At 66.8% G+C, this 14,958-nt stretch carries 10 protein-coding genes; 9 read left to right on the forward strand and 1 reads right to left on the reverse strand.

Annotated features, from left to right (window positions below; translation table 11 throughout):
* Positions 1 to 12: 12 nt before the first annotated feature.
* The 9 genes from IFS44_RS05745 (at position 13) to IFS44_RS05785 (ending at position 13,754) form a co-directional block, all read left to right on the forward strand.
* Positions 13 to 504 carry an SH3 domain-containing protein gene (locus IFS44_RS05745; protein ID WP_183936260.1) on the forward strand — a complete coding sequence of 164 codons (492 nt, stop codon included), beginning with the start codon at positions 13 to 15 and terminating at the stop codon, positions 502 to 504.
* Between the two features lie 32 nt (positions 505 to 536).
* Positions 537 to 1,004 carry a GNAT family N-acetyltransferase gene (locus IFS44_RS05750; RefSeq protein WP_192097774.1) on the forward strand — a complete coding sequence of 156 codons (468 nt, stop codon included), beginning with the start codon at positions 537 to 539 and terminating at the stop codon, positions 1,002 to 1,004.
* A 61-nt stretch (positions 1,005 to 1,065) separates the two neighbouring features.
* Complete coding sequence (locus IFS44_RS05755; protein ID WP_244649944.1) at positions 1,066 to 1,839, forward strand: prepilin peptidase; 774 nt, start codon at positions 1,066 to 1,068, stop codon at positions 1,837 to 1,839.
* Entirely contained in the window at positions 1,836 to 2,279 is a 444-nt protein-coding gene (locus IFS44_RS05760) for a hypothetical protein (RefSeq protein WP_192097775.1), read from the forward strand. Before IFS44_RS05755 ends, IFS44_RS05760 begins: the two co-directional genes overlap by 4 nt.
* Before the next feature lie 154 nt (positions 2,280 to 2,433).
* A complete protein-coding gene (locus IFS44_RS05765; RefSeq protein WP_342366341.1) occupies positions 2,434 to 4,551 on the forward strand; it encodes a BamA/TamA family outer membrane protein in 2,118 nt (705 codons plus the stop codon).
* Positions 4,551 to 8,807 (forward strand): translocation/assembly module TamB domain-containing protein, encoded by a 4,257-nt coding sequence (locus tag IFS44_RS05770; RefSeq protein WP_192097776.1) that lies wholly within the window; start codon positions 4,551 to 4,553, stop codon positions 8,805 to 8,807. Before IFS44_RS05765 ends, IFS44_RS05770 begins: the two co-directional genes overlap by 1 nt.
* Before the next feature lie 725 nt (positions 8,808 to 9,532).
* On the forward strand, positions 9,533 to 10,822 hold the full coding sequence (locus IFS44_RS05775) for an EAL domain-containing protein (protein ID WP_192097777.1): 1,290 nt from the start codon (positions 9,533 to 9,535) through the stop codon (positions 10,820 to 10,822).
* Positions 10,823 to 13,297 (forward strand): ATP-binding protein, encoded by a 2,475-nt coding sequence (locus tag IFS44_RS05780; protein WP_192097778.1) that lies wholly within the window; start codon positions 10,823 to 10,825, stop codon positions 13,295 to 13,297. It abuts the gene before it with no gap.
* Positions 13,298 to 13,361: 64 nt separating this feature from the next.
* The gene (locus IFS44_RS05785; protein ID WP_192097779.1) at positions 13,362 to 13,754 is read left to right on the forward strand and encodes a response regulator; all 393 of its coding nucleotides are present in this window, start codon (positions 13,362 to 13,364) and stop codon (positions 13,752 to 13,754) included.
* A 22-nt stretch (positions 13,755 to 13,776) separates the two neighbouring features.
* Here IFS44_RS05785 and IFS44_RS05790 read toward each other — a convergent pair whose 3' ends face one another.
* Complete coding sequence (locus IFS44_RS05790; RefSeq protein ID WP_037527626.1) at positions 13,777 to 14,931, reverse strand: GNAT family N-acetyltransferase; 1,155 nt, start codon at positions 14,929 to 14,931, stop codon at positions 13,777 to 13,779.
* Positions 14,932 to 14,958: the final 27 nt, after the last annotated feature.

A 14,958-nucleotide genomic window follows, 5' to 3' on the forward strand; every position in this document is an offset into this window, starting at 1 on the left:
CAGGACATCAGCATGCGCATTCTCGCCTTCGGGCTCGCCGCCCTCGTCACGGCGGCGCTGGGCACCGAGCCTGCCGCCGCCGCGGATCCGGTGCGCAAGCTTCCCTATTATGCCTCGATCTCGGCGGGGCGCGCGCGGTTGCGGACCGGGCCGGCCCGCGCCTATCCCGCCAGCTGGCTGTATCAGCGTGCCGACCTGCCGGTGCGCGTGATCGCGATCCACAAGGAATGGCGCAAGATCGCCGATCCGGACGGCACCGAAGGCTGGATGCAGGCCAATCTGATGAGCAGCACGCGCACCGCGATCGTGCGCGGCACGACCCCGATCGCGATCCTCGACCGCCCGAGCGAGAGCGGACGACTGCAATGGCGCGCGGCCCCCGGCGTCGTCGGTCGGCTGAGCCAGTGCGGCAATGGCTGGTGCAAGATGGACATCAAGGGGCAGGCCGGTTTCGTGCGCGTCGACGCGCTGTGGGGAATCGATGCGGACGAAGCGCTGCCCTGAGCGATGACGCGCCGTCGCATCCGGATCGCGTCATGCGGATAGAGCGCGACGATCTGACGCGCGACGCGGTCGTCGATCTGGTCGCGCTGCACCAGCGCGCCGCGCATGCCAACTCGCCACCGGACTGTGTCTTTGCCCTCGACCTCGCCGGGCTGCGCGATCCGTCGGTGGTGGTGTGGTCGGCCTGGGACGAGGCGGGGGGCGATTCGACGCTGCTCGGGATCGTCGCGGTGAAGCCGCTCGACGCGGGGCATTGCGAGCTGAAATCGATGCGGACGCATCCCGACCATGTACGCCGCGGCGTCGGCGCGGCGCTGCTGGAGCGTGCGATCCGCCATGCCAGAGACATGGGCGCGACGCGGATCAGCCTCGAGACCGGGGGCAACGCTGCCTATGCCGCGGCCCGCGCTCTGTACGAACGCGCAGGCTTTGTCCGCTGTAAGCGGTTCGGATCCTATCCGCCCTCGCGGTTCAGCCGATATTACACGCTGGATCTCTGACGGCGGCAACGTTGGCCGGGATCGACTTGACGGCGCGGGACGTGCCCGGCACGCGCGGCGGATGATCGACGCCATGCCTGTGCCGAGCCCGATGATCACCGCGGCGGCGCTGGGGGTGCTCGGTGCCATCGTCGGCAGCTTCATTGCCGCGCTGGTGATTCGCTGGCCGCAGGACCGGTCGGTCGTTCGCGGGCGGTCGGCGTGCGACGCCTGCGGGCGGACGCTGACCACGATCGATCTCGTCCCGCTGGTCAGTGCACTGCTGCTGCGCGGCCGGTGTCGGTCTTGCGGTGCGCAGATCGATCCGTTGCACTGGCGGATCGAGGCGTGCGGGCTGGCGATCGGTATCGCCGCAGGGCTCGTCGCGCCGGGGCAGGCCGCTTTGTGGGGCGCGGTCTTTGGCTGGCTGTTGCTGGCGCTTGCCGCGCTCGATCTCGTCGCCTTCTGGCTGCCCGATCGTCTGACCCTCTTGCTTGCGCTCGGCGGTGCGGCGGGCGGCGTCGCCGGACTGGCGCCCGGGGGACTCGACCGGCTGATCGGCGGGATCGCGGGGTTCGCCCTCCTCTGGGCGATCGCGGCGGGCTATCGTCGAATCCGTGGGCATGACGGGATGGGCGGCGGCGATCCCAAGCTGTTCGGTGCGATCGGGCTGTGGCTCGGCTGGCAGATGCTGCCCGCCGTGTTGCTGATCGCCAGCATGGTCGGGCTGGGCGCGGTGCTGACGATGCGCGTCGGCGGCAGGCCCGTGACCGGGCAGACCGCGATGCCGTTCGGCGCATTGCTGGCGATCGCGGCTTATCCGGCCTGGCTCTTCATGATAGCGTCGGGCGGATGATGCTATTGCTTATCGCCGCGGCCGTGCAGGCCGCCACGCCCGCCAAGACGGTGCCCGGCGACACCACCAAGGCTCCCGCGACGCTCGGTCCGATCGGCAAGCAGGCGATGCCGGCGCGGGGATGCGCGGCGTATCTCTGGTCGACGGGCGACCGCACGCTGGTGGCGATGGCGACCGCCGACTCGGCTCGGCTGCGTCTCGCAGTCGAAGGCAAGCCGGTCGATTATGCGCGAGTCGACGAGGCCGGCCCGGGTGGCTACGGCTTTGCCGGGGTGACGACCTACCGCGGCGGCGACCTGACCGTCGCACTCGACATGACGATCGTCACGCGCGAGGATCTGGCGTCAGGCGCGATGGTGCCCAATGCGACGCTACGGCTTGAGCGGCCGGGCCGCGACACCATCGTCCTTCCGGTGGCCGGCATGATCGGCTGCGTGTGAATCGCCGGATGACGGAAACCAACCCAAGTTTCGTGCGTTGCGAGGGATTAATGGGGATGAATCGAACGCGGTCGCCCTTCGAAAGGGGATCGTGTTTCCTGTGACGAGTTCGACAAGACGGCACTATTGGCTCGCGATCGCTCTGGCGGCGACTGTGGCTGCGCCCGGCGAAGCCCAGCTGGCAAAGCCCGGTACCGCGCCAGCGAAGGGACCCGACGCACCCACGGCCGAGCAGCGAGCCGACACCGGCGTCGCCGATCCCAAGGGTAACGCCCCGATCGTTCCAGACGCGGAATTCAACCAGGCGCTGCCGCCGCTTTCGAACGACATCAACGCACCGCTCGAGCCGATGGCGAGCGAGACGGCGCCCGTGACCCCCGCGACGGATGTGACCCCCGCGACGACCGCGTCGGGCGCCGTCTTGCCCCCCACCGGTCCCGAAGATCCCCAGCTGGTCGTGCCGCTTCCCGCGCTCGCGAGCTACGACACGGCGCCGCTGGCGACCGCTGCGGACATCAAGGACAAGGATGCGCCCGAGATCCGCTATGATGCGGAGATCAAGGGTCTGGCCGATGCGGGCGACGGGCTCGAAGCGCGCTACAAGGCCCTGTCCGCGCTGAAGGGCGGCGGCAAGGCGGCGAACACGACGCAGGTTTCGGCGCGCGCGAAGGAAGACGAGGCGCTGGTCGTCCGGCTGCTGAAGTCGCTCGGCTATTATGACGCGACCGCAGTCTCGACGATCGAAACCGTGCCCGACAAGCCCGGGCGGCTGAAGGCAATCGTCAGCGCGCAGCCGGGGCAGCTCTACACGCTCGGCTCGATCGACGTGAAGACCGCGCAGACCATTCCGCCGGATCTGGTGCGCAGCCAGTTGCCGCTGAAGGTCGGCGATCCGATCCAGGCGGACCGGATCCAGGGGGCGGAGGCCAATGTCTCGCTGATGCTGCCGCAGATGGGCTATCCGTTCGTCAAGGTGGGCGAACGCGACATCCTGCTCGACGACGAGGCGCAGGTCCCGACCGGTGCCTATACGCTGCCCGTCGATACGGGGCCGCGCGCCTCGTTCGGGCAGTTGCGCACCGAAGGCGACGCAGTGTTCGACATCGAGCATCTGAACGTCTTTCCGCGGTTCGAGGCGGGGCAGCTCTACGACAACCGGATGACCGACGACCTGCGCGACGCGCTGGTCGCGACGAGCCTGTTCCAGAGCGTCTCGGTGATCCCGCAACGGACCGGCAGGACCAACCCCGACGGCACCGAGCAGGTCGACCTGCTGGTCCGGCAGGAAAAGGGCCCGGCGCGCACGCTGGGCGGCAATGTCGGCTTCTCGACCGGGCAGGGCTTCCGCGCCGAGGGGACCTGGCAGCATCGCAACTTGTTCCCCTATGAGGGTGGTCTGCTCGCGTCGGTGATTGCAGGGACGCAGGAACAGGGGCTTGCGGGCACGTTCCGCCGCGCCAATGCCGGGCGTCGCGATCGCACCTTCAGCCTGACGGCGGGGGCCAATCATTCGAACTACGACGCCTATGAGGCGTTCACGACGAGCGTCGGCATCCGCTGGAGCTATGATTCGACGCCGATCTGGCAGAAGCCGATCACCTATTACTACGGCGGCGAGCTCGTCGGCACGAACGAGAGCGTGTATGATTTCGCTCGTGGCGAGAACGTCCGGCGGACCTACGGCATCGTCGCGCTGCCCGGGCAGCTGCTGTTCGATCGCTCCGACAGCCTGCTCAACCCGACCAAGGGGTTCCGCCTGCGGCTCAACGCCAGCCCCGAAACATCGGTGCAGGGCTCGGTCAAACCCTATGTCCGCGCGATGGTCGAGGGGACCTTCTACTATCCCGTGTCGAGCAGCATCGTGATCGCCGGCCGCGCCAAGGCAGGGACGATCCAGGGCGTCGCGCGCGACGACCTGGCGCCCTCGCGGCGCTATTATGGCGGCGGCGGCGGATCGGTCCGCGGCTATGGCTATCAGCGACTCGGGCCGTTCGATCCCAATGGCGATCCGGTCGGCGGTCGTTCGCTCAACGAGTTCGCGCTCGAGGCGCGCTACCGCTTCGGCGATTTCGGCATCGTGCCGTTCATCGACGCGGGCAACAGCTATGAAAGCAGCACGCCGAACCTGTCGAGCCTGCGCTACGGCGCGGGTATCGGCGGTCGCTTCTACACCAGCTTCGGTCCGATGCGCATCGACGTCGCGACGCCGCTGAACCCACGCGAGGGCGACGGCAAGGTCGCGCTCTACATCTCGATCGGGCAGGCATTCTGATGGCCGAAAACGGCGCACCCCCTGCCGACCAGGGACCTATCGATCAGGCTGACGACAGCGTCGTGGCCCGGCGGCCGCTCTGGCAGCGGATCCTCAAGGGGATCGCGATCCTGATCGTGGCGCTGATCGCACTCGTGCTGATCGTGCTGTTCGGGATCAACACCGATCCCGGTCGCCGCCTCGTCGCGGATCAGATCGGTGGCTATACGACCGCGTCGGGCCTCAACATCAAGGTCGGCCGGATCGACGGATCGATCTACGGCGCGATGACGCTCAGCGACGTCCGCGTGTCGGACCCGACCGGCGTGTTCCTCACCAGCCCGAAGCTGCGCGTCGACTGGCGCCCGTTCGCCTTTGCCAGCAACCATGTCGACGTCCGGTCGCTGACCACGCCGCTCGTCACGCTGCAACGCCGTCCGGTGCTCAAGGCAACCCCGACCGATCCCAACGCGCCGCTGCTGCCCGATCTCGATATCGACGTGAACCGGCTGGTGATCGACCGGTTCGTGATCGGCAAGCCGGTGACGGGCCAGACGCATATCCTCAAGATCGACGGCGCGGTCCATATCGCCGACAAGCGTGCACAGCTGACGACCAACGCCGCCGCGCTGACCGGCCCCGGCATCGCCGGCGGTGACCGGCTGATCCTCAAGCTCGACGCGGTGCCCGAACAGAACAAGCTCGACGTCAACATCAAGCTGACCGCACCCGTCGGCGGCGTGGTCGCGACGATGGGGTCGCTCAAGGCGCCGCTGACCGCGACGGTCGACGGCCGTGGAAGCTGGGCCGCCTGGCGCGGCCGTGCGGTCGCGACGCTGGGCGGCGGCGAGCTCGCCAATCTCGGCCTGACCGCGAAGAACGGGCATATCGAGGTGCGCGGCGCGACCCGCCCCGGCCTCTATCTCGAAGGACCGGTCGAGCGCCTGACCGCGCCGCAGCTCAACGTGTCGATCGACACGACGCTGAACGACCGCAAGGCCGACACGCGCATGACGCTGAAGTCGGACGCGCTCGCGGTCGATGCCGGCGGCCTGATCGATCTCGCCAACAGCCGGTTCGCCAACTTCGCGGTCGACGCCAAGCTTCTGACCCCGGGGGCGATCCTGCCCAATCTGCGCGGTCGCGATGTCACCGCGCGCGTCGTCCTCGACGGGGCGTTCGCGACCCCGACGGTCGACTACAAGGTCCGGGCCGCGACGATCGCCTTTGGCGACATGGGTGTCGAGAACCTCTATGCCGAGGGTCTTGCGCGCGTGAATGCCGACCGCATCCTCCTGCCGATCAAGGCGCGCGCACGTCGCGTGACCGGGCTCAATGTGGCGGTTGGCGGTCTTGCGACCAATGTCGCGATCGACGGGGACTTCGCGATCTCCGGCGTCAACGTCCTGTCGGACAACCTCAAGATCCGTTCGGACAAGATCGACGCGACCGCGGTCGTCGTCGCCAACATGGCGACCGGACGCTACACCGGTGCGCTCAAGGGGCGGGTCAACAACTACCGCGTCGACGGGATCGGCATCGTCAACCTGACGACCGATGCGAAGCTGGTGCCGGGCCCCAATGGCGGGTTCGGCATCACCGGGCGCGTCGTCGCGCAGACCGCGCAGATCTTCAACGAAGGCGCGCGCAGCTTCCTCGGCGGTAACGCGATCGTCCGGTCGGACATCGGGTACAGCCCCGAGGGGATCGTGACCTTCCGCAACCTCCGCATGAACGCGCCGCAATTCCGCGTGACGCGCGGTGAGGGGCGGTTCGATCCGGCGACCGGTGCGGTGCTCGTCAACGCGGATGCCTATTCGACCGTCTACGGTCCGCTCTCGGCGCGGGTCACGGGCAGCGCGACCGCGCCGGTCGTCGTCCTGCGCGCACCGCGGCCGGGCGTTGGCGTCGGGCTGGTAAACCTCCAGGCGCGGGTCGTCGGGCGGAACGGCGCCTATGCCGTCGTCGCGAGCGGCGGCACCGATTACGGCCCCTTCACCGCCGATGTGCTGGTCACGCCGGGCACGCAGCTTGCGGTCGACGTGCGTCGTGCGGTCTTCGCGGGCATCGTTGCACGCGGCCGGATCGTGCAGAGTGCGGCGGGGCCGTTCGCCGGTGCGCTGCAGTTCGCGGGGCAGGGGCTGACGGGCAATGTCCGTCTCGCCAACCAGGGCGGGTATCAGCGCGCCGATGTCGCTGCGCGGGCCTATGGCGCGAAGATTCCGGGGATGGTCGATTTCACGATCGGCCGCGCGATCGTCGATGCCAGCGCCGTGCTGTATCCCAAGGCGCCCGAGGTGATCGCCGACGTCCAGATCGCCGACATGCGCTACGGCGAGGTCGTGTTGTCCGCCGCACGCGCGAAGGTGAATTACGTCGGCGGCAAGGGCACCGCCCAGGCGCTGGCGACCGGGTCGAGCGGCGTGCCGTTCCGCCTTGCGATGAATGCGAAGCTGAGCCCCGACAACTATCTCGTTGCGCTCAAGGGGCAGGCGAACGGGATCGACTTCCGCACCGCCAATCCCGCGCGGATCCAGGCGACGCAGGGCGTCTATCGTCTTTCGCCGACCCGGATCGATTTCGGTCAGGGGACCGCGGCCGGCGCAGCGCGGCTTGCCGGCAGCTATGGCCGCGGATTGAACGCACAGGCACGGCTCGACAAGCTCGACCTGTCGGTCCTCAGCGCGCTGATGCCGAACCTCGGGATCGGCGGCACCGCAACGGGCAGCCTCGACTTCGCCCAGGCCAACAGCACTGCGGTGCCCACGGCGAACGTCCGTGCGACGGTGAGCAACTTCACCCGCACGGGAATCGCGGCGGTGTCTGATGCGGTCGACATCGTGTTCGCCGGCACGCTCAATGCCGATGGCGGGACCGGGCGCGCGCTGGTCCGGCGCGGGCCGACGGTGGTGGGGCGCATGGTCGCCAATCTCCGGCCGCTGGGCGCTGGCGCGTCCTGGTCGGAACGACTGATGGCGGCACCGCTGTCGGGTGGCATCCGGTATAACGGGCCATCGGCAGTGCTGTTCAGCCTGGCCGCGCTGCCCAACCAGCAGCTGTCCGGGCCGATCGCGATCGCGGCGGACTTCTCCGGGCGCGTTCAGGCGCCGCGTCTGAACGGCATCGTACGGGCCGATTCGCTGACCTATGACAATGAGGTCTACGGCACGCGCCTGTCGCAGATGGCGATCAATGCGCGGTTCAACAACGACCGGCTTGAACTGACGCAGCTGCGGGCCCGTGCCGGCAATGGCAGTGTACAGGCCCAGGGCAGCGTCGGGCTTGCCGCGGACAGCGGCTTCCCGATCGATCTGCGCGCGACCCTCGACAATGCACAGCTTGCCAAGAGCGATGCGCTCAGTGCGACGACGACCGGGTCGGTGCGGTTCACCTATGGCCGCGATGGCGGACTGCTCAAGGGTGACCTGCAGATCCCGGAAGCGCGCTACGAGATCATCCGCCAGGGTCAGGCGGAAGTCGCCGAGCTGACCGGTATCCGTCGCAAGAGCGAGATCCGGCCGGCCCTGCCGACCGATCGTCCGGCGCGGCCCGCGCCGCCGAGCCTGATCAAGCTCGACCTCCGGGTGCGGGCGCCGAACCAACTGTTCGTGTCCGGCATGGGTCTCGAATCGGAATGGGAGATGGACATGCGGATCACCGGCACGTCGACCGCGCCGGTCGTCACCGGTGGGCTCGACATCGTCCGCGGGACCTATTCGTTCGCGGGCAAGCGGTTCGAGGTCAATCGCGGCACGATCCGCTTCCGTGGCGGGGCGCTGACTGATCCGGACATCAACATCCAGGCGACGACGACCACGAACAACATCACCGTCGTGATCAACGTCACGGGTACCGGCCAGCGCCCGCAGATCGCCTTCACCTCAACCCCGGCGCTGCCGCAGGACGAGGTGCTGAGCCGGTTGTTGTTCGGCACCAACCCGGAGAATCTCTCGGCGACCGAGGCGATCCAGCTGGCGTCTGCGCTCAATTCACTGCGCGGATCGGGCGGCGGGCTTAATCCGCTTGGCAAGCTGCGCTCGGCGACCGGCTTCGATCGTCTTCGCGTCCTCGGCGCGGACGAGGCCAGCGGGCGTGGCACCAGCCTTGCGGCAGGCAAGTACCTGACCGACAACATCTATGTGGAGATCGTGACCGACGCGAAGGGCTTCACCTCGACCCAGCTCGAGATTGCCCTGACCAAGGCGCTCAGCCTGCTCTCGTCGGCCGGCGCGCAGGGCGGGACCAATGCCAGCGTGAAATACTCCAAGGACTATTGATCGCCTCATCCCGTGGCGGCGCGGATCGCGCCCGCCACGGGATCTTCCCAGACGCGAGGCGCGGCGCGTAAAGCTCGCCGCGCGATCCTCGCAGCCAGACACAGGTCTGTCCGATAGCGGACGCCGGCGCGCTACGCCGATCCCTATACTGTGTTGCTGGTTTTGCAGGCGAGCTGCTTCGGCCTGCGCCCTGGCGCGGATGCGCGGCCCATCTTGTCTGTATGGTGAAGCCGAGCGGCGCCATGCGCGCGCTGCAGCGGTAGCGACCGGTCACATATCCAGACGGCCATGGGGATGGCCCGTCGGCGGCTACCCGTCGGATTCAGGCCAGAACGGGTCTTAAAACACTATAGTTGAATGGCATTCAAAGTGGCCCGGCGCCAATGGAAGCCTGCCCGCGATGCGCGGGTTTTTCCAAAAACGCCGGGCCGGCACCTGTTTACCAGGGGCGCATGTGGTCGCCGTAGATGAGCGAAAGAATGAGCTTCAGCACTTTTTTCTCCCTTGTTCACGCCCGTTAGGACGCAAGGGGAAGTTAACCGAGCGTTAACTTGAATTCAACATGGTTTATTAATCGTTAACCACGTTTACGTGCCAGCATGGGAGGCTTAACGCTATCTTCAGTATCGGCAGCTAGCGTTTAGGGATGATCGACCGCTCGCATATTCCTTTCGGCTGCACGTGCGACTCGCATCGCGGCGGTTATGCGTCTGCGAGGCTGTCGCATGACTGACGTGTCGGATCCCGCGACTATGTCGTGCCTGCCCGTGGCCTTTCATGGCTGGCAATTCGTGATCCTCGCCGAGGTCGCGAATTTCGCAATGCTTCGCCGCCATGTCGGACGCGCGCGCGCGGACACGCTGGTCGGCGATATCGCGCTGAGGATCGCGGCGGTTCTGCCGCAATCGCGTATCGAGATCGCCGCGCGTGATCTGATCGACATCGCGCTTCTGGCGGATCAGCAGGACGAGCTCGACCTCGCCCTCGAGCTGATCGCACATGCCTTCACCACGCCGTTCGACATCGACGGCGAGCTTTATCACGTCGACCTGACGCTGGGCGGCGCGTCGGTTCGCGCGCCGCAGCACGACGAGGTCCGCCTGATCGAGGAAGCCGAGCTGGCGCTTGCCGATGCCCGGGTCGAGCGCGGACCGATCGCGCGCGACGTTTCGGCGGCCAGCGCCTCGCTGGACCGGCTGATGCTGGCGCGCGAGCTGCACAAGGCGATCGGCGGCGACCAGTTGTTCCTCCAATATCAACCCAAGGTCCATCTGCGTCGGCAGGAGATCGTCAGCGTCGAGGCGCTGGTCCGCTGGCGCCATCCGCAGCGCGGCCTCGTACTGCCGAGCGACTTCATCCCGATCGCGGAGGAGAGCCGCGACATCGTTGCGCTCACGCTGTGGACGATCGAGCAGGTGATCGGCGACCAGCGGATCCTGGCGGCGCATGGTCATGAACTGCCGATCTTCATCAATATCGCCGGCGTCCTGCTCGCCGATGCGCGATTCGTGCGGCAGGCGTGCGAGATGATCACGTCGAGCGGCGCGCGTCTGGGCTTCGAGATCACCGAGACGTCGGTGATTCGCGATCCGGAAAGCGCGATCCGGAATTTGCAGATCTTCGCGGATATCGGCATCGTGATCGCGATCGACGATTATGGTGCCGGCCTGTCGTCGCTCGCCTATCTCAAGCAGCTTCCCGCCAGCGAGCTCAAGATCGACAAGCTCTTCGTCACGCAACTCACCAGTTCGAACCGCGATCCGCTGATCGTCCGGTCGACGATCGACCTCGCGCACGCGCTCGAAATGGAAGTCGTCGCAGAAGGGGTCGAAACGCCCTCGGCGATGGCGCTATTGTCGGTCATGGGGTGCGACATGATTCAGGGATTTCTGGTGAGTCGCCCGATAGGTATCGACGCTCTGCTGCCGTTCCTCGCGGAAGAGCGTCATCTGGCAATCGCCCGCGACGTGCGGTCACCGCTCACGCGGATCGCGGCTGTCCGGAAGACCGGCTGAGTGAATCAGCTGGGTCGGCGGCGGCTAAGCCTTTGGCATGGGCTGCCGGCGATCCTTCTCGCCGTCAGCGGAGTGCCCGCGGCAGCCGGGGCAGAGCCGCTGCCGCAGGTCCGGTTCGATATCGCCATCGGGAACGCCAAGTCGCTGGTGCAGACCGATCCAGGTGAGGCCATCCGCAGGGCATCGACCGCCGAACAGGCTGCCGCCGCCATAGCGGATCCCGAAAGGCGGCAGCTGGCCGTCGCGACCGCGCGCTGGCTGCAGGGGGAAGCGGCGCTGCGGATCGATCGCGACGATCGCGCCGCCGTGCTGATCCATAACGCTCTGGCAACGGTGGTTAGGCTGGATCCCGGTTCGGCGCTGAATGCCGAGATCCTTCTATCCCGTGGGGGCGTTCATGCGACTCGCGCGGAGTTGGCGTCGGCGCTGGCGGACTATCAGGCCGCGCACAATATCTTCCGCACGCTTGGGGACATGCGCAACCGTGCCAAGGCGCTCATGCTGATCGCCACGCTGTACGGCGATGGCAATGACAGCGAGTCCGCCCTCAAATATCTCAGCCAAGCGCTCGACGTCTACCATGGCGACCCGGGCCTGCTCGTGGCGATCTACAATAACCGGGGCTCCTGCTATCAGGATCTTGGCCGTTACGACCAGTCTGTCGCACAGTATCGCAAGGCACTGGCGCTTGCCGAGCAGATGAAGAGCCCGCTGCTGCAGTCCCGCATCCAGGGGAATATCGCGCATGTGTTGCTAAAGGCGGGCAAGACCGCAGCCGCGGCAATGGCGATCGCTGCCAGCCAGCGCCTTGCCATGCAGTCGGAGGCCGCAGTCTGGCGGGTTCAGCTGCTGCCGATCGCCGCCGAAGTCGCCCTCCAACAGGGAAATTTGCCGCGCGCGCTCGCGCTCATCACGCAGCGTTTTGCGGGCGTCGATCTGACGAAGACTAACCTGTCGTATCGGGAGGGGCATCAGGTTGCCTATGCGATCTATAAGGCCCTCGACCGGCCCCTCGACGCGCTCGTCCATCTCGAGGCGCAGAAGCGTCTGGATGATCAGGCGACCACACTCGCCACGAATATGAGCACGGCCTTGCTGGCGGCGCGATTCGACTTTGCGAACCAGGAACTCAAAATTTCCAAACTGCGCGCCGATGAGCTCGAGCGCAGCGTGCGGTACGAGAAGGACCGGGCAGAGACGCAGCGGCTGATGTTCATCGGCGCGATCGCGGCGGTTTCGATCATCATCGGCCTGCTCGCGCTGGGGCTGGTGACGATTCGCCGCAGTCGCGATAAGGTGCGCGCCGCGAATGACGACCTCGCGATCACCAACGCGGCGCTCGGCAAGGCGCTTGCGGCAAAGACCGAGTTCCTGGCCACGACCAGCCACGAGATCCGCACGCCGCTGAACGGGATATTGGGCATGACCGAGGTCATGCTCGCTGACTCGCGCCTGACCCCCGACCTGCGCGATCGCCTCGGCATCGTGCGCGGCGCGGGGGCGACGATGCGCGCGCTGGTCGACGACATTCTCGACATCGCCAAGATGGAAACCGGCAACCTGACGATCGAGTTCGCGCCGTTCGATCTGTGCGCCACGGTGACCGATGCTGCGCAGATGTGGGAGGAGCAGGCCCGGTCGAAGGGGCTGTCATTCACGCTCGACATGGCCGACTGCCCCGCCCGGATCATGGGCGACGCCGCGCGGGTGCGGCAGATCGTGTTCAACCTGTTGTCGAATGCGCTGAAATTCACCCGCGTGGGCGCGGTGACGGTGGCGTTGCGGACCGGTGAAGACCGGCTGTGGCTCGACGTATCCGATTCGGGCATCGGCATTCCCGCGAACAAGCTCGACGAGATTTTCGAATCCTTCCGCCAGGCGGATGCCGGAACGACGCGGCAGTTCGGCGGCACCGGGCTCGGCCTGTCGATCTGTCGCAACCTCGCGCGCGCGATGAACGGCGACGTCACGGTCACCAGCCGCGAAGGGCAGGGCGCCACGTTCACGCTCAGCCTGCCGCTGGTCCATGCGGAGGCGATCGCGCTCGGCGACCTGGGGGCCGATCAGGGAACCGGCGCGGCGACGCTGATCGTCGACCGCAATCCGATCATGCGCAGCATGTTCCGGACACTGGTGACGCCGCATTGCGACATCGTCCTGACCGCCGCCTCGATCGACGAGGCTGTCACACTGCTGGCGCAGACGGTGGTCGCAAACATCGTGATCGACGATGCGACGTTGCGCGCCGGTGGCGATCCGGGGCCGGCGCTGGAGCAGCTGACACGGGCGGCGGGTGATGCCGCGACGACGCTGTTGTGGCCGGCCGATCGGCTCGACGATCCGACACTGCTCACGACTGCCATTACACGCATCGTTGCGAAGCCGGTATCGGGTGCGGATCTGGTCGAAGCGATCTTCGCGTCGCCGGTAGTTAAAAACAACGCAATTCCCGATCTTGTCTCGCGGGCGGCTTGATGCGTAAACGCCTAGCAATGACGGACAGTGCGCCTCTCCCGGTCGACCCGTCACGGAGGATATGTTGAACATATTGTTCATCGAGGACGATCGGATGAACCGCCGCGTGGTGGGCGACATGCTCGACGTGGCCGGCGCGACGATGGTCGAGGCGGAAAGCGCCGAGCGTGGCCTCGAAATCCTCGACGAGCAGGATTTCGAGATGGTGCTGGTCGACCTGCGCATGCCGGGCATGGACGGGATCACCGCGATCCGTCACATTCGCGCGCGGTCCGACGACAAGGGCATGGTCCCGATCATCGTCGTGACCGCGGACGTCGCCCCCGACCTTCGCCAGCGCTGCCTTTCCGCAGGCGCCGACGATGTGATCTTCAAGCCGGTCGCGATGGATTCGCTGTTTGACGCGATCGGCCGGATCCTCGCGCGTGAGGCGCAGGGCGACGGGCTGATCGGCTGATCACAGGCCGGTCATACGGCCGCTAGAGCGTCTTTTCGTAGACCTGATAGACCTTGTTCATGCGGCTCTCGATCGTCTCGGCGATCGAGCGCATCCCCTGATTGTCGTCGAGGATCCAGCCGATCTCCGCGCGGGTCGCGCCGTAATCCTGCGAGGCGGAACGCCGGATATATTCGATCATCATGAAGGCGAGCTGGCTTGCCATGCGCGACGACTGCAGCTCCCGGACGACGCCCATCAGCGGGACGCGAACCGTCTTCACCTTTGGTTTGCGCAGCCACAGCAACAGCTTGGCCCAACCGAACGGCAGAAGCGACCCGCGCAGTGGCTTGATCGCCTCGTTCAGGTCGGGCAGCGTGATCATGAACGCGACGGGCTTGCCGTCGACCTCGGCGATCCGGATCAGGTCGTTGAAAACGATCGGCTTGAGCTTGACCCCGACATCCTTGATCTCGGGCGGCGTCAGCGGCACGAACCCCCAGTTGCTCGACCAGGCATCGTTGAGGATGGCGAGGATGATCGCGGCCTCGTCCTCGAACCGCGACTTGTCGACCTCGCGGATGACGATCCGCGGATTCTTCTCGCCCGACTTGATGATCCGCTGGACGATCGGCGGGAATTGTCGCGTGACGTCGACCTCATAGGTCATGAGCCGCTTGACGGGGACCTGGCCCGACCGCTCGACCCAGTCGCGATATTCGGGGCGTGCATGCCCCATCATGATTGTCGGCGCGTGATCATAGCCTTCGACGAGGAGCCCGGGCTCCTCCCAGATCGACATGCTGATCGGGCCGAGCATCCGCGTCATGCCCTGCGCACGCAACCAATCCTCGGCCGCGGCGAGCAAAGCCTGGAACACCGGCTCGCTCTCCGCCTCCATCAGCCCCCATTGGCCGACGCCGGGGCCAAAGCCCTGTTCGGCGGGCATGGTGAGCGCGAGCGTGTCGATATGCGCCGAGATGCGGCCGACGACCCGGCCATTCTCCTCGGCGAGGAACAGTTGCGCCTTGGCATGGCTGAACCAGCCATTCTTCTCGGGCGTGATCAGCCCGAGCGCTTCGGTCTTGAGCGGCGGGACCCAGTGCGGATCGTCGCGATAGAGGCCGAAGGGCACGTCGACAAAGACCTTGCGATCGCGCTTCGTCTCGACCTTGCGGATCGTTATCGTACCGGCCATTGGCTCGCCCCTCAGCGCTGCGTCGTC

Source organism: Sphingomonas sp. CFBP 13706, from assembly GCF_014842355.1.
Lineage (GTDB): Bacteria > Pseudomonadota > Alphaproteobacteria > Sphingomonadales > Sphingomonadaceae > Sphingomonas > Sphingomonas aerolata.